The following is a 20,352-nucleotide window of genomic DNA, read 5'->3' on the forward strand; positions in this document are numbered from 1 at the left end:
TGCGCTCGACCCGCGGCTGGGCGCGATCCGCGCCGTCTGCGACCCGCCGCCGCTCCGGACGCTGACGCCCGATCTCGCGGGACTGGTCTGGATCGTCAACTCGCAGCTCATCTCGGTCGCGGCCGCAAAGGCGATCCATGGGCGGCTGGAGGCCGCGCTCGGGCGGCTCGACCTCGCAACGCTCTCCGCCGCGCCCGACGATGTCTTTCGCGCCGCAGGCCTCTCGCGGCCGAAGCTGAGGACCGTTCGGGCCCTTTGCTCGGCGGTCGAGAACGGCCTCGACCTCGAGGCCTTGAAGCTGATGGACGAGGCGGAGGCGCGCGCGGCGCTGCTTCGCGTGTCCGGCGTCGGCCCCTGGACGGCGGACGTCTTTCTCCTGTTCGCCCACGGCCGTCCCGACGCCTTCCCCGGCGGCGACATCGCGGTGCAGGCCGCGCTGAAGCAGGCGTTCGGCCTGCCCGCGCGGCCAGACCTGCGGGCCGCCGAGGCGCTGGCCGCGGGCTGGCGGCCGCTGCGGGGAGTGGCGGCGCAACTGCTCTGGGCCTATTACCTGAAGCGCCGCGGCGGCCGCGACGACGCGCCGGCCCCGCACCGACCCGAGACTGCCGAGGAGCTTCGATGACCGCGATCGACGGACCCCGCCTCGCCCCCGCTTCCGGCCAGGCCAAAGCGCTCGTCGTCTTCCTGCACGGCTATGGCGCGGACGGAAATGACCTGATCGCGATCGGCCGGGAGTGGCGGCAGCTGCTGCCGGACGCGGCCTTCGTCGCGCCGCATGCGCCCTCGCTGCTCCCAGGCTCGCCGATGGGCCGGCAGTGGTTCCCGCTCACGTTCCGCGATCCGGACGAGCGCCGCCGCGGCGTGGTCGCCGCCCGCCCCGATCTCGACGCCTTCCTCGACGCCGAACTCGCCCGCACCGGCGTCGCGCCCGACAGGCTGGCGCTGGTCGGTTTCAGCCAAGGCACGATGATGGCGCTGCACGTCGGCCTGCGCCGCAGGGTCCCGCCGGCGGCGATCCTCGGATACTCCGGGATGCTGGTCTCGCCGGAGGTCCTGAAGGACGAGGCGACGGGCAAGCCGCCGATCCTTCTGATCCACGGCGACCGCGACGAGGTCATCCCGATCGACGCCCTGTTCGCCGCGACGGACGGCCTCGGGGCCGCGGAAATTCCCTGCGAATGGCATCTCTCGCCCGGCCTCGGGCACGGCATCGACGGCGAGGGCCTGCGCCAGGGCGCAGCCTTCCTGGCGAGCGCCTTCGCTCCTCGAAAAACATTCGCTCGTATGGCTTCACAAGGCTGACACACGACCTGTAGAGTATCGCCCAGCGTCGGCCGGCGCGCCGGCGCTCATGCAAGGAGTGCTCGGTGACGGTCGCCGTTTCACCTGACGCGTGCCCGGCCTTGGTGTTGAACGCGGACTACCGTCCGCTCAGCTACTATCCGTTGTCGCTGTGGTCCTGGCAGGACGCCATCAAGGCGATCTTCCTGGACCGCGTGAACGTGATCTCCCACTACGACCGCGAAGTGCACAGCCCCAGCTTCGAGATGAAGCTGCCCTCGGTGGTGTGCCTGAAGACCTACGTGAAGCCGGCGCGCAACCCTGCGTTCACTCGGTTCAACGTATTCCTGCGCGACCGCTTCTCCTGCCAGTACTGCGGCACGCGCGAAGACCTGACCTTCGACCACGTGATCCCGCGCTCCCGCGGCGGCCAGACCACCTGGGAGAACGTCTGCGCGGCCTGCTCGCCCTGCAACCTCCGGAAGGGCGGCCAGATGCCGGCGGACTGCGGGATGTACCCGGCCCAAACGCCGTTCCAGCCCTCGGTGCACGACCTGCACCAGAACGGCCGCGCCTTTCCGCCGAACTACCTGCACGACAGCTGGCTCGACTACCTCTACTGGGACAGCGAGCTCGAGCCGTAGCGCCGAGGGGACGGCGGCCGCGATCGGTCCGCCTGCGGCACGGAGGCGACGTCGATGCCCGAAACCAAGCGCTATTCCGGCGCCTGCCACCGCTGGGCCGTGCGTTTCGATGTCGAGACCGACCTCGCCATGGTGACGGCGTGGAACTGCCCGATCTGCGCGATAAAGGGACTGAACCTCGCCTTCGCCGCCGCGGAGGCGTTCACGCTTGAGACCACGCCATTCGACGGCCGTACCCTGTAGCGCAGCCTCAGGCGCGCTGCGCCGCGCGCCCGGCGAGCGCGGCGCAACCCAGCGAGATCAGCGCGCTGTAGCCCGCCAAGGAGACTCCCAAGAGGCGCCAGGCCGCGCGGTCGCAGGGGACGATCCGCGTCGTCTTCATCTGGGCGAGCAGGCCGCCGGCCGAGGTCGGAGCGGCGTTCGCGCCGGCGCAGCTGGTCGGGCCCGGCCAGAACCCCCACTCGACGCCGGCGTGGTAGGCGCCGAGGACGGCTCCGCCCAGGAACAGCAGGGCGAGGGCGGCGAACGGAAGCTTCGCCGCGGCGTGGCCGCGCAGCGCGAGCAGGGCGGCGAGCAGCGCGAGCGGCGCGCCGAGGTAATAGGGCCAGCGCTCCCACAGGCACAGCATGCAGGGGACGTAGCCAAAGCCGTGCTCGAACACGAGCGCGCCGCCGACGGTCGCGGCCGCGACGACCGCGATGAAGAAGCCGGCGGTCGCGGGGGAGCGGAGAGGGGAGGCCGCCATAGCCGTCACACCACGTACTTCACCAGCACGAAGCCGCCGACCACGAAGAACAGCAATATGAACGCGGACAGCGCCAGCTTCCGCTCGATGAACTCCCGCACCGGCTCGCCATAGCGTTTGAGGATCCATGCCACCGCCAGGAACCGCAGCGTGCGCGAGATGACGGTCAGGAGCATGAAGAGGAAGAAATTGTAGCCCGCGAACCCCGAGGTGATGGTCACCAGCTTGTAGGGGATCGGCGTCAGGCCCTTCAGCAGGATGATCCACAACCCGTAATGGGCGTAGGTCTCCCGGAAGGCGTCCATCTTATCGCCGTAGCCATAGAGATGGATGATCCAGAGCCCGACGCTGTCGTAGAGCAGCGATCCGATGGCGTAGCCGAGCGCGCCGCCGAGCGTCGAGCCGAGGCCCGTCAGCAGCGCGAGCCTGTAGGCGTCGTGCGGGCGCGCGATCGTCATCGGCACCAGCAGGATGTCCGGCGGCAGCGGGAAGAACGAGGCTTCGGCGAAGGAGACCCCGAACAGCGCGAGCTTTGCCCGCGGACCGGCGGCGAGGGAGAGCATCCAGTCGTAGAGGCGTCTCAGCATGGGGAGCCTTTGGCGCCGGTGCGTCGGCGGATGCATTTCCCGTAGAAGCTGTCGGCGACGGCCGCAAGAGCGGAAGGGCCTTATTGGCGTAACAGGATGAATTGACAGTGCGGCGCTCTGTCGACATCGTGGCGCCGCTTCGGCGAAGGCCCTCGTGCGGGTGTGGCGGAACCGGTAGACGCGACGGACTCAAAATCCGTTTCTGGCGACAGAGTGTCGGTTCGAGTCCGACCACCCGCACCACGGCCTCCCTCGGCCCGATCGGCTGAGCCGAGGCCCCCGCCCTCGCCTCAGGCTGCGTCCGTCCGCCTTTCGAAGTCGTCCCGGCGCGGTCAGCCATGGCAGTTGCGGCGGGGAAGGCCCGCTTCGGTGAGCCGTCCCTCCGCAAACTGGCTTCCGCCAGTCGCCGAACCGCGTCAGGCGCGGCTCATCACACTTCCCAGGGCTGGGGATGCGCCGCCACCGCTGCGGCGGTGGCCGGGTCCACTTCGGCCGAGGGCGGGGGCGCGGCCACGGTCGGCAGAGGCGCCGGGATCGGATCGCGCGGCGGGGCGATGAAGCCGCCGCCGTGGCGGCCGTCGTAAGAGCGCGCGATCTTGCTAAGGTCGGAGACCACGAAGAACACCTCGTTCGCGAAGGCGAGGCAGGGCGTCGGTTGCCGGCGCTCGAGCAAAGGAATGAAGGCGCGAGCCGCGTCCTTGTGCAGGAGGAAGAAGTCGAAGTCGGGAAGCTCCTCGTCCTGGCTGAAGACCTGCTGCGCCCGCGTCCAGGAGGAGATGAACTCTTTGTGAGAGGTCACGATGCGCGCGTTCTTGAGCGAGAGCGCGTAGAGCGCGATCTCGAACCACGGACGATCGCCCGCGAGCCCGGCGAAGGGCTCCATGGCGGCGACGGGGAAACGGAACCGCTGGCTGCGCATCGCCGTGGCGAACTCGGTCCAGCCCGTGCGATCGGGCTCGCCCGGGCGCACGTCCAGGATGTCGCCGGCATCGTGGACGTCGAACTCGCCCGCCGAGGCGGGGAGGTTGAACCGGCGCCGGATGAACTGCCGCCAGAACGCCACGCGCGAGGACCGGCCTTCGAGCGTCGCGGTGAAGGCTGGCCCGAAAGTGGCCTTGCCGAAGCGCGTGCTCGCGCCGCCGTCGGCGAGGTCGATCAGCGCGTTCTCAAACTCCGAGGTCCCCACGAAATCGGCGATCGAGGCGCCGTTGTCGAATAGGTGCTTGAAAAGCTTGAGGCGGCCTTCGTCCGGCGGCTGCCGGTCGAGCATCAGGGCGACGCAATAGGCGCGCTCGGCGCTCGGCAACGAGTCGATCTCGGAGGAGTAGAACACGGTGCGCGCGAGGGCGTCGTCGATGAGGTGCGCGCCATGGCCCGGTGTGCGCATTTGTTGCCCGGCGAGGGCCTCCGCCGTGATGCGCAGGCGCTCGCCGACCGTCGCGCCGGGGTCGATCGCGTCGATGGTCTGCAGGGCGTTCTGGTCGGCGACGCCGCCCGCCCGGCTCAGGTAGTCCCGCCAGCGCGAGGGCGGGATCATGGCGAGACGGCTGAGCGTCGGCGGCGTCCAGGCGGTCAGGGCGCTGTTCGCGGCGCGCAAGGCGGCGGTGGCGTCAGCCGGCTGCGGCTCGTCGCTCTCCCGCTCCCAGACGGGCTGCGCCTTCGGGTCGAACTTCGGATCGAACTCCTCGAGCAGTTCGGGATCCGAAATGCTCTTGGAGGTGTCGAGGTAGCTCTCCCAGACCGCCTTCGGCGCCACGGCGCTGAACCGGCGGTTGACGGCGTTCACGAGGCCCGTCGCCGTCATCTCCGGCTCGTCGATGCCGAAAAAGCGCACGGCGTCCTTCAGCGACGGCGTGCTCATGAGGTTCTGGTGGTAGTAGACGTAGCGCTGCTTGCCGTCCTTCTTCTGGTCGAAGTGATAGACGGCGTCGTTCAGCAGGCGCTCGTAGACCCGCTCCATCGTGTTGTCGCGGCTGAAGCGCACCACGTCGTCGATCTTCGACTTGTAGAGGTCCCGGTCGACCATCATCCGCGCGAGCAGTTCGCTGCGGGAGTCGTCCACGAACACCGCGACTTCGCTGAGATCCATGAAACAGGTGACGCTGTTCACGATCAGCGGCACGCCGGAGTTCAGCAGGAAACGGGTGGAGCCGCTGGTCGCGTAGTGGTTGAAGTCCTCCTGGAAGCTGCCGACGAAGCTGGCCGTCTCGATCGTCCTGAGAAGGTCCTCCTCCGAGAGGAAGTCGAAGCCGATCGTGCCGGTGACGTGCGCCTCGTCGAGGAACCGGAGCAGCCGCTTGGGGTCGACCTTGGAGCGGCTCGCGAAGTTGGCCTTGAGCTCGAGGTTGTGGGCGCCGGCAAGCTCGATGATCCGCCGCGGCATCTTGTTGGGAGACAGCAGACCGAAGGTGCCGACCGACTTCGTCGCGAGCTGACGCTCGGCGAAGGCGTCCACGTCCATCTCGCCCTTGAGCATCCGGTCGAGGTTGGAGCCGGGCATGCGGTAGACGCCGTGCTCCAGAAACTCGACGCCGCCCTGGGCCGCGCCGAGGCGGTTCAGGTGGAACACCGGGAAGCGGCTGGTGAACAGCTGCTTGTTCGCGAAGCTCAGCACGTGGTCGCGCGCGACGATGGTGTGCATGATGAAGGCCGCGGCGCGGATGCGGCCGCGCGTCGAAAGCTCCGTCAGCGTCGCGATGATGTTGCCGGTCGAGTCGCCCGAGGAGAGCTCGCCTAGCATGTCGTAGATGCCGTACTCGTGCTGCACCAGCACGAGCGTCGGCTCGGTCCGGCCCGCGGACTCGTCGGCGCGCAGCAGCGCGTCGAGCTGTCCGCAGGAGCGGACGATGCGGTTGTTCACCCCGAGGAGCGACAGGGTGTCCGCGACATACTGCGTGTACCGCGCGATGCCGCACCGTTCGCCGAACGAACCGCAGAGCTGAATGACGTTCATCGTGCCACCGTACCAAGACTTCGATCAGGATTTGAGGATCTCGTGGATCCGCCCCGCTGCGGCGTCCACGAGAGCGGCGTTGTTCATAAAGCTCTTTGAATACGTTCCGGAGACGGCGTAGCGGCGCACGAGGCGCCCGATCTCCGCCGGCGTAAAGTCGTCGAGACGATCAATCGGAAAATGGAAGTCGTCGAGGCCTTCCTCGATGAGCTGCAGGCATGTCTTGTCGTCCGAACGGCCGCGCCGCACCGCGTCCACGCTGAAGATCGGCACGTCCGACGCCATGGCGAAGACGATCGGGTGATAACGGCCAAGAGAGAACGCAACCTTTGCGTGCGCAATCAGGTGTTTCACGTAGGCGGGCCGATAGAACAGCCCGCCAAGCATCTGGCCCGCGACCTTCAGCCGTTTGGTCAGCCGCTGATCGCTGATGTCGAAGGGCAGCAGCACGATGTCGAGGCCTTCGGCTTCGGCGTAGGCGGCGATGCTCTGCAGGCAGCGGAGCGTGTGCGGATTGCGCTGGTGGGCGTCAGCCCGGATCGTGACGACGACGTAGTCACGGCCGGGCGTCGGACCCGGCTCCGTTTTGAGCGCGAACGCCCAGTCGGGAACATAGGCGGCCCGGACGCCGAGCCGCGCGGCGGTCTCCACGGAAAGGCGGTGTCGCACGCTGAAGAAATGCGCCGACCCCAGCAAAGCGCGGGTCACGTCGTTGAAGGCGTCCGGCGTCGGCGAGACGTACTCTTCGGTGACGTGGACTCCCGCGTGGATGATCTTCTTTCCCTTGCGCCAGGCGAACATGTACTGGTCCCAACCGAAACCCAATCCAAGCCCTCCGCCCCCGAGCAGGAAGCCCGCCACATCGCCCCTCGTTACGACGCCGCGGTCCAGGCTCCACACCACTTTGACGTCGGCGTAGGCGCCGATCTTTTTCTTCTTCAGGTTTGCGGCGACGCGCCCAGCGTCGTTGACCGAAACGATGAACCTGTAAGCCGGCGAGAAGTACTGGAGTAGCGTTGCAAGCAGCGCCTCATCGCCGCAGTTGCCGTTGCCATAGTAACCCCGAACAACCAATGATCGCGCGCGTGCCATCGACGCGAGCTCCTTTGACGCAGCCATTGTTGTTTTTTGATTGTCCCCACTGAACGGTCGCATGCCTACGCCGAAGGTTCAAGACGAACGGCCCTTTGTCAGAAAAACGCCTGCAGCCCGGTCTGGGCGCGTCCCAGAATGAGAGCGTGGACGTCGTGGGCGCCCTCGTAGGTGTTCACCGCCTCGAGGTTCTGGGAGACGCGCATGACGTGGTACTCGTCGGACACCCCGTTGCCGCCGTGGATGTCGCGCGCCAGCCGGGCGATCTCGAGCGCTTTGCCGCAGGCGTTACGCTTGATCAGCGAGATCGCCTCCGGCGCGAGCCGGCCTTCGTCGAACAGGCGGCCGGCGCGGAGCGCGATCTGGAGACCGAGCGCGATCTCGGTCTGCATATCGGCGAGCTTCTTCTGCACGAGCTGGGTTTGGGCGAGGGGGCGGCCGAACTGCACGCGGTCGATCGCGTATTGCCGCGCGGCGCGCCAGCAGAACTCCGCCGCGCCAATCGCGCCCCAAGCGATCCCGTAGCGGGCGCGGTTGAGGCAGCCGAACGGACCCTTGAGGCCGGAGACGTTGGGCAGCAGCGCGTCTTCCTCGACCTCGACGGCGTCCATCACGATCTCGCCGGTGACGGAGGCGCGAAGCGAGAGCTTGCCCTCGATCTTCGGCGCGGACAGGCCCTTGGCGCCCTTCTCGAGCAGGAACCCGCGGATCTCGCCGTCATGCGCGTCGGATTTGGCCCAGACCACGAAGAGGTCGGCGATCGGCGCGTTGGTGATCCAGGTCTTCGCGCCGGAGAGCCGGTAGCCGCCGTCGATGCGCGTCGCGCGCGTCCGCATCGCGGCTGGGTCGGAGCCTGCGTCCGGCTCGGTGAGCCCGAAGCAGCCGATGGCCTCGCCGCGGGCGAGCCGCGGGAGAAACCGCCGGCGCTGCTCCTCCGAACCGTAGGCCCAGATCGGATGCATCACGAGCGACGACTGGACGCTCATCGCCGAGCGGTAGCCGGAGTCCACCCGCTCGATCTCGCGCGCGGCGAGCCCATAGGCGACGTAGCCGAGGCCCGCGCCGCCGTAGGCCTCCGGGAGGGTCGGGCCCAGGAGCCCGAGGGCGCCCATCTCCGTCATGATCGCGCGATCGAAGGTCTCGGTGCGGTAGGCGTCGCGAACCCGCGGAAACAGCCGCTCCTGCGCGTAATCCCGCGCGGTGTCCCGCACGAGCCTCTCCTCCTCGGACAGCTGGGACTCGAGGTCGAACGGATCGGACCAGTCGAAGGCGGCGTTCGAGGGCGCGTGGACGTCGCGGGCGGGGGCGTCGGTCAAGGGACTGTCTCCGGCGATCTTGGTCGCGCCCATCCATAGGCAGCCGGTGCGGCGTCAGAAAGGCCTGTCCTTCGTCGTCCGGCTCGTCTAGCTCGGAACGGCGCCCACGCGCCGGACCCGGAACGCCGCATGACCGCCGATCGCAGCCTCATCGCCCTCGACTGGGGCACCTCTTCCCTGCGCGCCGCGCTGATCGCGCCGGACGGAACGATCGAGGAGCGGCTGTCGTCGCCGGACGGGATCATGTTCGCGAACGGCCGCAGCTTCGACGGCATGTTCGAGGCGCTGATCTCGCCCTGGCTCGCGCGCCGGCCGGGGACCCGCGTGCTCGCGTCGGGCATGATCGGCAGCCGGCAGGGCTGGGTCGAAGCGCCCTACGCCGCCTGCCCGGCGGGCTTCGCCGACCTCGCCCAGGCGATGGCGTGGACGACCACGGCGCAGGGCGTCCGCGTGGGCTTCGCGCCCGGCGTCCGGGCTGAACACGCCCATGGGACGGCGGACGTCATGCGCGGGGAGGAGACCGAGATCTTCGGCGCGATCGCCTCCGCCGGCATCTCGGACGCTGTGTTCGTGCTGCCCGGCACCCACAGCAAATGGGCGCGCGTGGTCGGCGGCCGGATCGTCGGCTTCCACACCTTCATGACGGGCGAGCTCTACGGCGTGCTGCGCCGCCATTCGATCCTCGGCCGGCTGATGCCCGAGGAGGGCGAGGAGACCGGGCTCGACGCCGACGCCTTCGCGCAGGGCTGCGCGGCTGCGCGGCGCTCGGGCGCGCCGCTGCACGAACTGTTCGCGGTCCGCACCCACGGCCTGTTCGATCGGCTCGCAGCCGAGGCCCTGCCGAGCTACATGTCGGGTCTGCTGATCGGCCAGGAGGCGCGCGAGGCGCTCGCGCTGATGGGCGCGCCCTCCGGTGCCGCGCGGCTCGTCGGCCGAGGCGATCTCGCGGAGCGCTACGCCTTGGCGCTTGGCCTGTCCGGGATCGAGACGGTCTCTGCGGGCGAGGACCTGGCCTTCCGGGGGCTGCACGCCCTCGCCGGGGCTTTGACGCGCATGGAGGACGAGCGATGAGCTTCCACGACCGCCTGACGACGTTTCCGCTGATCGCGATTTTGCGCGGGGTCCGGCCGGACGAGGTCGAGAGCGTCGCCGAGGCGCTGGTCGAGGCCGGCTTCGGGATCGTCGAGATCCCGATGAACTCGCCGGAGCCGCTCGACAGCGTGACGCGGCTGGCGCGGCGCTTCCCGGACGTCATGATCGGCGCGGGCACCGTGCTCGATCCCGCCGACGTCGACCGCATCCGCGACGCCGGCGGCGAACTGCTCCTCATGCCGCACAGCGACCCCGCCGTGGTGCGCCGGGCGGCCTCGCTCGGTCTCGCCTGCGTGCCTGGGGTGGCGACGCCGACGGAAGGCTTCGCGGCGCTTGCGAACGGCGCGACGGCGCTCAAGCTGTTTCCGGCCGAGATGATGCCGCCGGCCGTGGTCAAGGCCTGGCGCGCGGTGCTGCCGCCGGCGGCGACGCTCCTTCCCGTCGGGGGCGTCACGCCCCAGAGCCTCGCGGGCTACTGGGCCGCCGGCGCGCGGGGGTTCGGTCTCGGCTCCGCGCTCTATGCGCCCGGCATGACTGCGGAGCGCGTGGCCGCCAACGCGGTCGCCTTCCGCGCGGCCCTGGCCGCGCTCGGCTGAGACGTCAGGACGACAGCCGCTGCGCGTCGCGGGCGGCCAGCGCGTCGGCCACCACCGAGCGGATCTGCGCCAGCGAGAACGGCTTCGTGACCACGTCGTGGATCAACGCCTCGAGGCCGGTCGCCCGCTCGCGCTGGTCGGCGTAGCCGGTCATCAGCAGGATCATGGTGTCGGGGTGATCGCGCGCGGCCGCGAGCGCAAGTGCGATGCCGTCCATCATCGGCATCCGGATGTCGGTCAGCAGCAGGTCGAAGCCCTCGGCCGCGGCGCCGAGCTTCTCCAGCGCGTCGGCGCCGTCGAAGGCCTGCGCCACGTCGTGGCCGTCCATCTCGAGCGCGCGCTGCACGAAGCCGCGCACGGCCTCTTCGTCGTCGGTCAGCAGGATGCGGGCCATGACGGGTCTCCTCAGGTCGGACCGTCGTCGGCGTCGACCTCGACGACGCCGACGAATGGAAGCTCCCGGTAGGCGTGGGCCACGTCCATGCCGTAGCCCACCACGAAATGGTCGGGACATTTGAAGCCGACGAAATCGGCGTCGATCACCACCGCGCGCTTGTGCGGCTTCTCGAGCAGCACGCAGGTGAGCACCCGCCGCGCGCCGCGCGCCGCCATCAGGTCCTTGGCGTAGGCGAGGGTGCGGCCCGATTCCAGGATGTCGTCCACCAGCAGCACGTCGCGGCCGGCGACCTCGCTCTCGATGTCGTGGACGATCTTCACCGCTCCGGACGAGACGGTGGCCTCGCGGTAGCTCGACAGCGAGATGAACTCGACCTCGGGCGCGAGGCCCGCCGCGTGCAGGGCGCGGATCAGATCCGCCGCGAAGACGAAGCTGCCCTTCAGCACGGCGATCACGAGCAGCCGCTCGGTTCCCGCCGCGGCGATCGCGGCGGCGAGCTCCGCGTTGCGCTCGGCGATCGTGGAGGCGTCGAACAGGACGTTCAGGCGACGGATCATGTCGTTCCTTTCGAGAGGCGCCCGGGTGTCTAGCGCGGGTGCGTCGCGAGGTCTTGCCGAGCGAGGAAGCGCACGACGATCCGCCGCCCCTCGGCGGGCGGGGAGGCCAGGCGCGCTTTGAACTGGGTGGTCTCGCCGACGCCGATCTTCGTGCGCCCGGCGACGGTCGTCCAGGAGTAGACTTCGCGTCCGTCGTCGGCGACGACGGCGAGCCGCAGGCGCGGAACGTCGCGCGGCCCCCGCGCGACGTTCGCGATCGTGCCGGTCACGAGCAGCATGGGCGCGCCTTCCTCCATCTCCTCGACGGAGCGCACGCCGGAGATCTCGAGACCGCGCACGTTCACCGGCATCCCGATGCGAGCGTAGAGCGAGGCCAGAGACGGCGCCGCCTCGACCAGATCGGCGCGCATCAGGATCGCCACGAACAGGGCGCCGACGCCCAACGCCGCGGCGGCGAGGGCGGGGCGCTTCGCGAGGGCGTTGACGAGCGCCCGGCGCCGCGGCGGCGCTCCAGGGCGGCCGGCGCGGGGCTGCCGCGCGCCTGCGCGGCGTCGGCCGGCGAGGGCGTCGGGCTCGGGATCAATCGGCGCGTCGCCCATCATGTCGACGGGGTCGGCCTCATCGAAGCCGGAAATCGACGGAAGGTCCGGCGATGTCTCTCGCTCAGGCTCGTCGATCGCCAGCGTCCACTCCGGCTCGTCCGGCTGCGGTTCGACGCTCCGCTGGTCGTCCCACGCGGCGAATGGATCGCCGGCTCGGGGAAGGCCTTCGGCTTTGAGGGGGGGCTTGGCGTCCAGCGGCGCGTCGGCGTACCACTCCGTCCGGCAGCGCGCGCAACGCACCTTGCGGCCGGCGCCCAGCGCTTGCGGAGCGAGCCGATAGGAAGCTGAGCAGGCGGGGCAGACGATCAGCATCGCGGGTCCAGACGCCCCGGCCGCCCGCGGCCGCGCACCGGGCGCGGCGTCGAGGCGCCGGGTCTCACCACGACCTCGCCACTTTATCGTTAATGGATCGTTAAAACGTGCGGCGCGACAACGGAGTCCGGCTCCGAATTCCGCCCCGAAGGACCAGGATTTCCCGCCTATGCTGCGTTTCGAAAACGTCGGTCTGCGCTACGGGCCCGGGCCCGAGGTGCTGCGCGACCTGACGTTCGAGATCGAATCGAACTCGTTCCAGTTCCTGACCGGGCCGTCGGGAGCGGGCAAGACCTCGCTGCTGCGCCTTCTGTTCCTGGCGCTGAAGCCGACGCGCGGCCTCGTCAACATCTTCGGCCGGGACATGGCCACGCTCCCGAAGAAGGACCTGCCGGGCCTGCGCCGGCGGATCGGCGTCGTGTTTCAGGACTTCCGGCTGCTCGACCACATGACGACCTATGAGAACGTCGCGCTGCCGCTCAGGGTGGCGGGCCGCGACGAGAGCTCGTATCGTGCCGAAGTCGTCGAGCTGCTCGGCTGGGTCGGACTCGGGGAGCGTCTCGACGCCCTGCCGCCCGTGCTCTCGGGCGGCGAAAAGCAGCGCGCGGCCATCGCCCGGGCGCTGGTCGCGCGGCCCGAGCTGCTGCTCGCCGACGAGCCCACCGGCAACGTCGACCCGCAGCTCGCGCGCCGCATCCTCCGGCTCTTCGTCGAGCTTCACAAATCCGGAACCTCGGTCGTGATCGCCACCCACGACATCGCCCTCATGGATCTCTACGACGCGCGCCGCCTCGTGCTCCACGACGGCCGGCTCCATATCTACGAATGAGCGCCAACGCCGCCGCCGCGCCGGAGCCCAAGGGCCGTCCGGCCCCGAAGACCGGCCCCAAGCCGAAGACGAAGACCGCGAACGCACCCAAAGCGCGGCGGCAGGGGCCGATCGTTCCCGCGTCCTCCGTCTCGGGCCACACCCTCGTGATGGTCATCGCGATCATGACCTATCTCGCGGCCCTGACCGCGGGCGCGGTCGATCTCGTGCGCGCCACCGCGGCGGGTTGGGAGCGGGACATCGTGCGCGAGACGACCGTCCAGATCCGCCCCGCCGACGGCCGCGACATGAACGCGGCGGTAGCGCGCGTCGCCGAGATCGCTCGCGCCGCGCCCGGCGTCGTCGAAGTGCGGCCCTACAGCGAGGCCGAGACCGCCCGTCTGCTGGAGCCCTGGCTCGGCGCCGGCCTGTCGTTCTCGGATCTGCCGATCCCGCGGCTCGTGGTGCTGCGTCTGTCGGACGACGGTCGCTTCGATCCCGCCGCGCTGAAGGCGGCGCTCGAGCGGGAGGCGCCGGGCGCCTCGCTCGACGACCACCGGCGCTTCCTCGATCGTCTCGTCGCCATGGCGCGCACGCTGGTCGCGCTCGGCCTCGGCGTGCTCGCGCTGGTGCTGGCCGCGACGGTGCTGTCGGTCGTCTTCGCCACGCGGGGGGCGATGGCCGGAAATCGCGACATCGTTCAGGTGCTGCATTTCGTCGGCGCCAAGGACGGCTACATCGCCGGCCAGTTCCAGCGCCGCTTCCTGAGGCTCGGCCTCAAGGGAGGGCTTGCGGGCGGCCTCGCCGCGATCGCGACCTTCCTGCTCGCCGAACTGACGGCCGAGCAGGGCGTCGGCAGCGCCGCCGTCGACCAGATGGACGCCCTGTTCGGCAGGTTTCAGGTCGGACCCACCGCCTACGCCGGCGTCGTGGCCATCGTCGTGCTGATCTCGGTCCTCACCGCCGTGACCTCGCGCGTCACCGTGTTCCGGACGCTGCGCGCCCTGGATTGACGGGGCGGCTTGCGAGGGCGCGCGCCGAGGCGCACTTTGGATGATGAGGACGGCGTGACCAGCATGGACGGGCAGGCGCAGGTGCGAACCAGCGGAGCGGCGACGCCGCCGGGCGGCGCCTTCTGGCGCGCCGCCCGCACGCTGCTCGTCGTCTCGCTGACCGCCGGCGCGATCGCCGGGGCCGGATTCGCCGTCTTCCTCACGCTCGTGCCGCGGGACGAACCACCGGCCTCGGTCCGCGGCGACGGCATCGTGGCGCTGACCGGAGGGGCTGAGCGCCTCGCCGACGCCCTCCGCCTGTTGTCCTCCGGCAGCGGACGCCGTCTGCTGATCTCCGGGGTTCATCCGTCGACCACCGAGCAGGAGCTGGCGCGCGCCCAGCCGGATTACGCCCAGTTCGCGCGCTGCTGCGTCGATCTCGGCCGCCGCGCGCTCAACACCGCGGGCAACGCCATCGAGACGCGGCGGTGGGCCGAACGCCACGGGTTTCGCTCGCTCGTCGTCGTCACCTCGGGCTATCACATGCCACGCACGATGATGGAGCTCGCGCGGCAGATGCCGAACATCGAACTGATCCCCTACGCCGTCGTCACCGAGCGCCTGCGCGAAGAACCGTGGTGGGGCGATTGGGCGACGACGAAGCTGTTGGCCGGCGAATACGTGAAATACGTGGCCGCCCTCGTGCGCGTCCGCCTCGCGCCGCGCCTGGCCGAGACCGAGACGGCCGCCAAGGGGCGCCCGTCGCCCGCGGCCTGCTGCTCCTGACGGCCGCGACCGCCTGCCCGTGACCGAGCCTCATCTCCCGCGCCGCGCCGGCGCCGCCGTGTTCTGGCGCTCCGTCGGCTTCACCGTAGCCTTCACGCTCCAGACCTTCGCGATCGCGGCGGTGAGCCTGCCGATCGTGCTGTTCCTGCCGCGACGCCATGTCCTCGCCGTCGCGAAGTTCTGGTGCCGGCGCAGCGTCGCGCTCACCCACGCGATCCTCGGCATCGAGGTCGAGATCCGCGGCCGCGAGCACATCCCGACCGGCGCCGCCATCATCGCCGCGAAGCACCAGTCGGAGCTCGAGACCTTCGCCATGGTGCCGGCGATCCGCGATCCCCTGTTCGTTCTGAAGCGGGAACTGACCTGGATCCCGTTCTTCGGCTGGTTCCTGATGCGGCTGCGCATGATCGCGATCAACCGATCGGCAGGCTCCGACGCGCTGGCGCAGATCTTGGCGCAGGCGAAGATCGTCGCCGCGGAAGATCGCCAAATCATCATCTTTCCCGAAGGCACCCGTCGCCTGATCGGCGCCCCCCCGCGCTACAAGCACGGGGTGTCCCATCTCTATCGCCAGCTCGACCTTCCCGTGACGCCGGTCGCGATGGACACAGGCGCGTTCTGGCCGCGGGGAACGTGGCGGAGACGGCCCGGCCGGACGGTCATCGAGTTTCTCGAGCCGATACCGCCCGGTCTCGACCGCGCGACCTTCGAACGCGTTCTGCAGGAGCGCATCGAGGGCCGAAGCGCGGCGCTTGCGGCGGAATCGCTCGGCGTTGCGTGGGCGCCTCCTGTGGATACCGGGGGCGATCCTCTCCGTCCATAAATTATCGGTTGACGAGTCTGCCGGGCTCTACGCCGAAACCCTTACCATGGTAGGGTTTCGGCGGAGGATTTTCATGACTGATTCGGCCGAACGTGCTGCGGACGTCATTGCGCGAATCGCGGCCGCCATGTCGTCGGAGGCGACCACCACCGCCGCCGACCAGGGTTTGGCGCGCGTCGCGCAGGAAGGCTCGTTCGACGACCGCTACCGGGTGTGGCGTGGTCGGTCCGGCGCGCGCTATCTCGTGACCGTGATGCCGCTCGGCGAGGCGATCCGCATCGAGAACGGCGTCGTGCTCGTGGTTGCGGTCGAAGCGGACGGTTCGCGCCGCGTCGTCTGGGCCGGCGAGAGCGGGGCGAGGCTTCCCGGCCTTCGGCTCGAGCCGGGCCTGCGCGTCGAGGCTCACGTGCATCTGATCGCGCTCAGCGCGGAGAAGCGGCAGGCCGCGATCGACGACCTCGCGGACGGCGCGCAGTCCTACTCGTCGGTGCTGAGCGTGAGCGCCGATGCGAGCCAGGCGAGCGTCGGGTCCGTCACGCCGAGCCGCTCCAACTCCCGCACGGTGTTCAGGACGTAATCGGGATTCGGGCCCGCCGCGCCGACGCTGCAGCGGACGCGCGCGAGGGTCTCTTCCGGAGGCAGGAGTCCCACATACTGGGGATGCTCCTGGTCCACGACATAGGCGAGCGCCTGCACGGTGCGGTCTCCGTCGAGACGCGTCGGCAGCAGCGTCTCGCGGTAGACGTGGGTCACGAGTTCGCGCTCGCGCAAATAGGCGAGGGCGCCCGGCACATGCGCGGCGTCGACCCGGAAGGCGATGCCCTGGCATGAGCCGCCTTCGTCGAGGCCGAGCACGAGCCCCGGGCGCTCCGGGGTGCCGCGGTGGCGATGGGAGGCGATGCAGAGCGCGCGATGATAGCCGTCGACGGTCGCCGGCGATTGCTCGACGAACGCGAAGCCCGGCCGCCACATGAGGGAGCCGTAGGCGAACACCCACAGGTCGACGTCGGTCGGAATCATCCCGTCGCGGTCGAGGACCGGCCCTAGCGATTGACAGGAGAAGCGGCGTCCGTTTCCGGTACCAGCCCTGCGCCGTCGCGGCAAGACGACGGCGCGTCGCGTCCTGCTCGCGCAGAGAATGAGATCCGCCCATGACGTCCCCGATGTCGCCGCCCCCGACCCGCTCTCCTGAGGCGCCGCCGCCCTCCCGCGGCTTGTCGCGCTGGGGCGTGTTCCTGCCCGTGGCGCTTCTCGTCGCGCTGGCGGCGGGCTGGTCCGTCTTCTGGTTCGTGGCGGCGGGCAAGGCGACCGAAGCCGCGGACGCCTGGATCGCGCGCGAAGCCAAGCGCGGACGGACCTACGCCTGCGCCGAACGCGACACGTCGGGGTTTCCGTTCCGGATCGAGCTGTCCTGCAACGGCGCGACGGCGAGCCTGCCGGCGGACGGCGGCCCGGTCGTTGCGACCGCTCCGCGCTTCGTCGCGGTCGCCCAGATCTACGATCCGCGCCGGCTGATCGGCGACGTCCGCGGGCCGATCGAGGTAACGGACGGGAGCGGCCGCAACGCCACCCTGTCGTTCGCGACCGCGCAGGCGAGCGTCGCGGTTTCTTCGGACCGCCGGTTCGAGCGCACCTCGATCGCGCTGACGGCGCCGCGGCTGGTGGCGGGCGCCGACGAGATCGGCGCGGCGAAGCATCTCGAGCTTCATCTCCGGCGCGCGCCGGACGGAGCCGACGGCGTCTACGACCTGGCCGTGCGCGTCGAGCAGGCGACCTCGCCGGCGCTCGCGCTGGTGCCCGTGGGCGCCGGGCCGCTGTCGGGCGAACTGCAGATCGAGGCGCGTGGGGTGGGCGACCTCGCGCCGCAACCGACCTCCGAACGGCTGCGGGCCTTCGCCGAGGCCGGCGGTCGCCTGCATGTCGCGCTGGCGCGCGTTACCCGCGGCGACGTGGCGGCCGAGGCCAAGGGCGACCTCGCGCTGAACATCGAAGGCCGGCCCGAGGGCAAGCTCACCCTTACCGCCCGCGGGGTCGACCAACTCGTCCAGACCCTGTTCGGGGCGGGCGAGGAGAGCGACGGCAAGAAGGACCTGCTGTCGTCGCTGCTCGGCGCCGGCGCCAAGATGCTGGGGTCGCCGGCCACCCTCGACGACCGGCCCGCCACCGCTTACCCCGTCCGGATCGCGAACGGGCGGCTCTCCATCGGTCCCGTGAAGCTCTGGCGGTCGCCGCCCCTGTTCTGATCTGGCGCGGCGCGGGCCGCCGCGGTAGGGTCCAGCCGCCCGAGGCGGAGCGTTCCGCCTCCCGAGGACGCCATGGACCGACCTGACCCAACGCACGACGAAGACACGCATTTCGGCTTTTCCGACGTGCGCACGACCGAGAAGCAGGGGCTGGTCGACGACGTCTTCCACAAGGTCGCCTCGCGCTACGACCTGATGAACGACCTGATGTCCGGCGGCCTGCACCGCGCCTGGAAAGCGGCGATGGTGACGGCGATCGCTCTCCCGAAAGCGGCACGGCCGTTCAAGATGCTGGACGTGGCCGGGGGCACCGGCGACATCGCCTTCCGCGCGCTGAAGCAGGGCGGCGCCGGCGTCGACGTGACGGTGCTCGACATCAACGGCGCCATGCTCGCCGTCGGCAAGGAGCGCGCGGCTGCGCGCCGGCTGGGCCAACGGGTCGAGTTCGTGCAGGGCAACGCCGAGGAGCTGCCGTTCCCGGACCGCTCCTTCGACGCGGTCACGATCGCCTTCGGCATCCGCAACGTTCCGCGCATCCCCAAGGCGCTGAAGGAGATGCGGCGCGTGCTCAAGCCGGGAGGGCGGGCGCTGGTGCTGGAGTTCTCGACCGTCGACGTCCCCGGCCTCGACAAGGTCTACGACGCGTTCTCGTTCCGGGTGATCCCCCAGCTCGGCAAGCTCGTGGCCGGCGACGCGGAGCCCTACCAGTATCTGGTCGAGTCGATCCGCCGCTTCCCCGACGCGGCGACCTTCGCCGAGATGATGCGCGAGGCGGGCTTCGAGCAGGTGACCGCGACGCCCATGACCGGCGGCGTCGCCGCGCTGCATCTGGGCTTCCGAATTTGAGCGGACCGTCGATCCCGCACGCCCCCGCCGCGCCCGCCGGCGGCCGACCTGCGCCGGCGGCGTCATGTCCGTACTGAGCGTCGCGCCGAACCTGCTGCGTCTCGCGCGCGGCGGCTTCGTGATGGCGCGCGAGGGCGCGCTCCGGCTCGCGGATCCGATCGACCTGCCGCCGCACATTCGTACGCTGATCCGGCTCGGCCGCCTGATCGAGCGCCGCGGCGCGACCGACGGCGCCGACGGCCTCGCCCGCGCGCTGCAGCGCCTTGGACCGTCCTACGTCAAGCTGGGCCAGTTCCTCGCCACCCGGCCCGACGTGGTGGGCCTGCGGACGGCGCGCGACCTGGAACGTCTGCAGGACCGCGTCGACCCCTTCCCCCAGGACCAGGCCGAGGCCGCGATCGAAGAGGCGCTGGCGGCGCCGCTCGCGGCCCGTTTCGTCGCGCTCGGGCCTGCGGTGGCGGCGGCCTCGATCGCCCAGGTGCATCAGGCGACGGTGCGCGACGCCTTCGGCGAGCGCGTGGTCGCGGTCAAGGTGCTGCGCCCCGGCGTCGCGCATCGGATCGGGCGGGATCTCGAGGCCTTCCTCGCCATCGCGCGCATGATCGAGCGCTGGGTCCCGAAGGCCCGGCGTTTGAAGCCCGTCGTGGTGGTGGAGACGCTGGCGCGCTCGGTCGCGATCGAGATGGACCTGCGCCTCGAAGCCGCCGCCCTCTCGGAGATCGCGGAGAACACCGCCGCAGACCCCGGTTTCCGCGTGCCCGAGGTGGACTGGGAGCGCACCGCGCGCGGCGTGCTCACCATGGAGTGGATCGCGGCGATCAAGCTCTCGGACCGCGAGGGCTTGGTGGCCGCGGGGCTCGACCTACCGGCGCTGGGCCAGCTGGTGATGCAGACCTTCCTGCGGCACGCCATGCGCGACGGCTTCTTTCACGCCGACATGCACCCGGGAAACCTGTTCGTGGACGCGGGCGGCGGCCTGATCGCGGTCGACTTCGGCCTGACCGGCCGGCTCGGCAAGAAGGAGCGGCGCTTCCTCGCCGAAATCCTTCACGGTTTCATCACCCGCGACTACAAGCGAATCGCCGAGGTGCATTTTGAAGCCGGCTATGTTCCGGCTGACCAGTCGGTCGACGAGTTCGCCCGCGCGCTCCGCGCCATCGGCGAGCCGATCCATTCCCGCACCGCCGACCAGATCTCGATGGCCAAGCTGCTCACGCTGCTGTTCGAGGTGACGGAGCTGTTCCAGATGCAGACGCGGCCCGAGCTGCTGATGCTGCAGAAGACCATGGTGGTGGTGGAGGGCGTCGCGCGGTCGCTCGACCCGAAGCTCGACATGTGGGCGACGGCGGCCCCCGTCGTCCGCGAATGGCTCGAGCGCAACCTCGGGCCGATCGGAATCGCCGAGACGGCGGCCGAAGAGCTCCGTCAGCTCGTGCGGGGCCTCGGCGCCGTGCCGGAGCTTCTGCTGCGGATCGAACGCACCTCGATCGAGTTCGAGGAGGTCGTGCGCGGCGGCCTGAGCTATTCGGAGGAAAGCATCCAGGCGATCGTCGGCGGCGTCCGCCGCGCGGCGCTGTGGAGCAATCTGGCCTTGATCGCGATTGCGGTCGGGCTGCTGGTATACGTCTTCCGCTAAGCGAGGCTCGGACGCGGCGCCTGGATCGGCATCCATTGGTCCCC

The 20,352-nt window shown here is 70.2% G+C and carries 23 protein-coding genes and 1 tRNA gene; 15 read left to right on the forward strand and 9 right to left on the reverse strand.

Annotated features, from left to right (window positions below):
• Positions 1 to 91: 91 nt before the first annotated feature.
• The 4 genes from K244_RS23975 (at position 92) to K244_RS22130 (ending at position 2,168) form a co-directional block, all read left to right on the forward strand.
• Positions 92 to 622, forward strand: a complete 531-nt coding sequence (locus K244_RS23975; protein WP_280949672.1) for a DNA-3-methyladenine glycosylase 2 family protein — start codon at positions 92 to 94, stop codon at positions 620 to 622.
• The gene (locus tag K244_RS0116065; protein ID WP_020187305.1) at positions 619 to 1,302 is read left to right on the forward strand and encodes a dienelactone hydrolase family protein; all 684 of its coding nucleotides are present in this window, start codon (positions 619 to 621) and stop codon (positions 1,300 to 1,302) included. Before K244_RS23975 ends, K244_RS0116065 begins: the two co-directional genes overlap by 4 nt.
• 65 nt (positions 1,303 to 1,367) lie before the next feature.
• Positions 1,368 to 1,925: an HNH endonuclease gene (locus K244_RS0116070; RefSeq protein WP_024816549.1), complete on the forward strand. Its 558-nt coding sequence runs from the start codon at positions 1,368 to 1,370 to the stop codon at positions 1,923 to 1,925.
• Between the two features lie 54 nt (positions 1,926 to 1,979).
• Complete coding sequence (locus K244_RS22130) at positions 1,980 to 2,168, forward strand: hypothetical protein (protein WP_020187307.1); 189 nt, start codon at positions 1,980 to 1,982, stop codon at positions 2,166 to 2,168.
• Between the two features lie 7 nt (positions 2,169 to 2,175).
• On the opposite strand, the gene K244_RS0116080 is transcribed toward K244_RS22130, so the two are convergent.
• Together K244_RS0116080 and K244_RS0116085 are read right to left on the reverse strand one after the other, a co-directional pair.
• A complete protein-coding gene (locus tag K244_RS0116080) occupies positions 2,176 to 2,670 on the reverse strand; it encodes a disulfide bond formation protein B (RefSeq protein WP_020187308.1) in 495 nt (164 codons plus the stop codon).
• Positions 2,671 to 2,675: 5 nt separating this feature from the next.
• Positions 2,676 to 3,257 (reverse strand): YqaA family protein, encoded by a 582-nt coding sequence (locus K244_RS0116085; protein ID WP_020187309.1) that lies wholly within the window; start codon positions 3,255 to 3,257, stop codon positions 2,676 to 2,678.
• A gap of 156 nt (positions 3,258 to 3,413) precedes the next feature.
• On the opposite strand from K244_RS0116085, the gene K244_RS0116090 reads away from it, so the two are divergent.
• A tRNA-Leu gene (locus tag K244_RS0116090) sits at positions 3,414 to 3,500 on the forward strand.
• Positions 3,501 to 3,687: 187 nt separating this feature from the next.
• Here K244_RS0116090 and K244_RS0116095 read toward each other — a convergent pair.
• The 3 genes from K244_RS0116095 to K244_RS0116105 are packed head-to-tail and all read right to left on the reverse strand — an operon-like array spanning position 3,688 to position 8,618.
• Entirely contained in the window at positions 3,688 to 6,210 is a 2,523-nt protein-coding gene (locus K244_RS0116095; protein ID WP_020187310.1) for a hypothetical protein, read from the reverse strand.
• Positions 6,211 to 6,234: 24 nt separating this feature from the next.
• Positions 6,235 to 7,365: a polysaccharide pyruvyl transferase family protein gene (locus K244_RS0116100; protein WP_245259781.1), complete on the reverse strand. Its 1,131-nt coding sequence runs from the start codon at positions 7,363 to 7,365 to the stop codon at positions 6,235 to 6,237.
• Between the two features lie 35 nt (positions 7,366 to 7,400).
• Complete coding sequence (locus K244_RS0116105) at positions 7,401 to 8,618, reverse strand: acyl-CoA dehydrogenase (protein ID WP_245259782.1); 1,218 nt, start codon at positions 8,616 to 8,618, stop codon at positions 7,401 to 7,403.
• Positions 8,619 to 8,747: 129 nt separating this feature from the next.
• Between K244_RS0116105 and K244_RS0116110 the strand changes: the two genes are divergently transcribed.
• Both K244_RS0116110 and K244_RS0116115 read left to right on the forward strand, forming a co-directional pair.
• Positions 8,748 to 9,689: a 2-dehydro-3-deoxygalactonokinase gene (locus K244_RS0116110; RefSeq protein ID WP_020187313.1), complete on the forward strand. Its 942-nt coding sequence runs from the start codon at positions 8,748 to 8,750 to the stop codon at positions 9,687 to 9,689.
• Positions 9,686 to 10,306: a 2-dehydro-3-deoxy-6-phosphogalactonate aldolase gene (locus tag K244_RS0116115; RefSeq protein WP_020187314.1), complete on the forward strand. Its 621-nt coding sequence runs from the start codon at positions 9,686 to 9,688 to the stop codon at positions 10,304 to 10,306. Before K244_RS0116110 ends, K244_RS0116115 begins: the two co-directional genes overlap by 4 nt.
• A 4-nt stretch (positions 10,307 to 10,310) precedes the next feature.
• Here the strand turns inward: K244_RS0116115 and K244_RS0116120 are convergent, their stop codons facing one another.
• Genes K244_RS0116120 through K244_RS0116130 form a run of 3 tightly spaced genes read right to left on the reverse strand, consistent with a single transcriptional unit; the run spans position 10,311 to position 12,174 of the window.
• Positions 10,311 to 10,700, reverse strand: coding sequence for a response regulator (locus tag K244_RS0116120; protein WP_020187315.1), 390 nt, complete (start codon positions 10,698 to 10,700; stop codon positions 10,311 to 10,313).
• Positions 10,701 to 10,711: 11 nt separating this feature from the next.
• A complete protein-coding gene (gene hpt / locus K244_RS0116125) occupies positions 10,712 to 11,260 on the reverse strand; it encodes a hypoxanthine phosphoribosyltransferase (RefSeq protein WP_020187316.1) in 549 nt (182 codons plus the stop codon).
• 29 nt (positions 11,261 to 11,289) lie between these two features.
• The gene (locus K244_RS0116130) at positions 11,290 to 12,174 is read right to left on the reverse strand and encodes a zinc-ribbon domain-containing protein (RefSeq protein WP_020187317.1); all 885 of its coding nucleotides are present in this window, start codon (positions 12,172 to 12,174) and stop codon (positions 11,290 to 11,292) included.
• Positions 12,175 to 12,343: 169 nt separating this feature from the next.
• Between K244_RS0116130 and ftsE the strand changes: the two genes are divergently transcribed.
• The 5 genes from ftsE (at position 12,344) to K244_RS0116155 (ending at position 16,160) form a co-directional block, all read left to right on the forward strand.
• Positions 12,344 to 13,003: a cell division ATP-binding protein FtsE gene (gene ftsE / locus K244_RS0116135; protein WP_020187318.1), complete on the forward strand. Its 660-nt coding sequence runs from the start codon at positions 12,344 to 12,346 to the stop codon at positions 13,001 to 13,003.
• The gene (locus K244_RS0116140; RefSeq protein WP_020187319.1) at positions 13,000 to 13,995 is read left to right on the forward strand and encodes an ABC transporter permease; all 996 of its coding nucleotides are present in this window, start codon (positions 13,000 to 13,002) and stop codon (positions 13,993 to 13,995) included. Before ftsE ends, K244_RS0116140 begins: the two co-directional genes overlap by 4 nt.
• A 63-nt stretch (positions 13,996 to 14,058) precedes the next feature.
• Complete coding sequence (locus K244_RS0116145; RefSeq protein WP_155932035.1) at positions 14,059 to 14,760, forward strand: YdcF family protein; 702 nt, start codon at positions 14,059 to 14,061, stop codon at positions 14,758 to 14,760.
• A 19-nt stretch (positions 14,761 to 14,779) separates the two neighbouring features.
• On the forward strand, positions 14,780 to 15,583 hold the full coding sequence (locus tag K244_RS0116150) for a lysophospholipid acyltransferase family protein (RefSeq protein ID WP_020187321.1): 804 nt from the start codon (positions 14,780 to 14,782) through the stop codon (positions 15,581 to 15,583).
• A 73-nt stretch (positions 15,584 to 15,656) separates the two neighbouring features.
• The gene (locus K244_RS0116155; RefSeq protein ID WP_024816551.1) at positions 15,657 to 16,160 is read left to right on the forward strand and encodes a hypothetical protein; all 504 of its coding nucleotides are present in this window, start codon (positions 15,657 to 15,659) and stop codon (positions 16,158 to 16,160) included.
• On the opposite strand, the gene K244_RS0116160 is transcribed toward K244_RS0116155, so the two are convergent.
• Entirely contained in the window at positions 16,061 to 16,603 is a 543-nt protein-coding gene (locus K244_RS0116160; RefSeq protein WP_020187322.1) for a gamma-glutamylcyclotransferase, read from the reverse strand. The two genes, K244_RS0116155 and K244_RS0116160, sit on opposite strands and share 100 nt — an antisense overlap.
• Positions 16,604 to 16,734: 131 nt before the next feature.
• Between K244_RS0116160 and K244_RS0116165 the strand changes: the two genes are divergently transcribed.
• The 3 genes from K244_RS0116165 (at position 16,735) to ubiB (ending at position 20,308) form a co-directional block, all read left to right on the forward strand.
• On the forward strand, positions 16,735 to 17,826 hold the full coding sequence (locus K244_RS0116165; protein WP_020187323.1) for a DUF2125 domain-containing protein: 1,092 nt from the start codon (positions 16,735 to 16,737) through the stop codon (positions 17,824 to 17,826).
• A 72-nt stretch (positions 17,827 to 17,898) separates the two neighbouring features.
• Complete coding sequence (gene ubiE / locus K244_RS0116170; RefSeq protein WP_020187324.1) at positions 17,899 to 18,672, forward strand: bifunctional demethylmenaquinone methyltransferase/2-methoxy-6-polyprenyl-1,4-benzoquinol methylase UbiE; 774 nt, start codon at positions 17,899 to 17,901, stop codon at positions 18,670 to 18,672.
• Between the two features lie 64 nt (positions 18,673 to 18,736).
• A complete protein-coding gene (gene ubiB / locus K244_RS0116175; protein ID WP_020187325.1) occupies positions 18,737 to 20,308 on the forward strand; it encodes a 2-polyprenylphenol 6-hydroxylase in 1,572 nt (523 codons plus the stop codon).
• The last annotated feature ends 44 nt before the right edge of the window (positions 20,309 to 20,352 follow it).

Origin of the sequence: Methylopila sp. 73B, from assembly GCF_000526315.1 — a bacterium.
GTDB lineage: Bacteria > Pseudomonadota > Alphaproteobacteria > Rhizobiales > Methylopilaceae > Methylopila.

Excerpts from the sequence above, each read along its gene's own strand:
- K244_RS0116130 (WP_020187317.1), bottom strand. The coding sequence starts at position 12,174 with ATGCTGATCGTCTGCCCCGCCTGCTCAGCTTCCTATCGGCTCGCTCCG.
- K244_RS0116160 (WP_020187322.1), bottom strand. The coding sequence starts at position 16,603 with ATGATTCCGACCGACGTCGACCTGTGGGTGTTCGCCTACGGCTCCCTC.
- K244_RS0116155 (WP_024816551.1), top strand. The coding sequence starts at position 15,657 with ATGACTGATTCGGCCGAACGTGCTGCGGACGTCATTGCGCGAATCGCG.
- ftsE (WP_020187318.1), top strand. The coding sequence starts at position 12,344 with ATGCTGCGTTTCGAAAACGTCGGTCTGCGCTACGGGCCCGGGCCCGAG.
- K244_RS0116110 (WP_020187313.1), top strand. The coding sequence starts at position 8,748 with ATGACCGCCGATCGCAGCCTCATCGCCCTCGACTGGGGCACCTCTTCC.
- hpt (WP_020187316.1), bottom strand. The coding sequence starts at position 11,260 with ATGATCCGTCGCCTGAACGTCCTGTTCGACGCCTCCACGATCGCCGAG.
- K244_RS0116140 (WP_020187319.1), top strand. The coding sequence starts at position 13,000 with ATGAGCGCCAACGCCGCCGCCGCGCCGGAGCCCAAGGGCCGTCCGGCC.
- K244_RS0116145 (WP_155932035.1), top strand. The coding sequence starts at position 14,059 with ATGGACGGGCAGGCGCAGGTGCGAACCAGCGGAGCGGCGACGCCGCCG.
- K244_RS0116120 (WP_020187315.1), bottom strand. The coding sequence starts at position 10,700 with ATGGCCCGCATCCTGCTGACCGACGACGAAGAGGCCGTGCGCGGCTTC.
- K244_RS0116095 (WP_020187310.1), bottom strand. The coding sequence starts at position 6,210 with ATGAACGTCATTCAGCTCTGCGGTTCGTTCGGCGAACGGTGCGGCATC.
- ubiE (WP_020187324.1), top strand. The coding sequence starts at position 17,899 with ATGGACCGACCTGACCCAACGCACGACGAAGACACGCATTTCGGCTTT.
- K244_RS0116115 (WP_020187314.1), top strand. The coding sequence starts at position 9,686 with ATGAGCTTCCACGACCGCCTGACGACGTTTCCGCTGATCGCGATTTTG.
- K244_RS0116080 (WP_020187308.1), bottom strand. The coding sequence starts at position 2,670 with ATGGCGGCCTCCCCTCTCCGCTCCCCCGCGACCGCCGGCTTCTTCATC.
- K244_RS0116165 (WP_020187323.1), top strand. The coding sequence starts at position 16,735 with ATGACGTCCCCGATGTCGCCGCCCCCGACCCGCTCTCCTGAGGCGCCG.
- K244_RS0116100 (WP_245259781.1), bottom strand. The coding sequence starts at position 7,365 with ATGCGACCGTTCAGTGGGGACAATCAAAAAACAACAATGGCTGCGTCA.
- K244_RS0116085 (WP_020187309.1), bottom strand. The coding sequence starts at position 3,257 with ATGCTGAGACGCCTCTACGACTGGATGCTCTCCCTCGCCGCCGGTCCG.
- ubiB (WP_020187325.1), top strand. The coding sequence starts at position 18,737 with ATGTCCGTACTGAGCGTCGCGCCGAACCTGCTGCGTCTCGCGCGCGGC.
- K244_RS0116065 (WP_020187305.1), top strand. The coding sequence starts at position 619 with ATGACCGCGATCGACGGACCCCGCCTCGCCCCCGCTTCCGGCCAGGCC.
- K244_RS22130 (WP_020187307.1), top strand. The coding sequence starts at position 1,980 with ATGCCCGAAACCAAGCGCTATTCCGGCGCCTGCCACCGCTGGGCCGTG.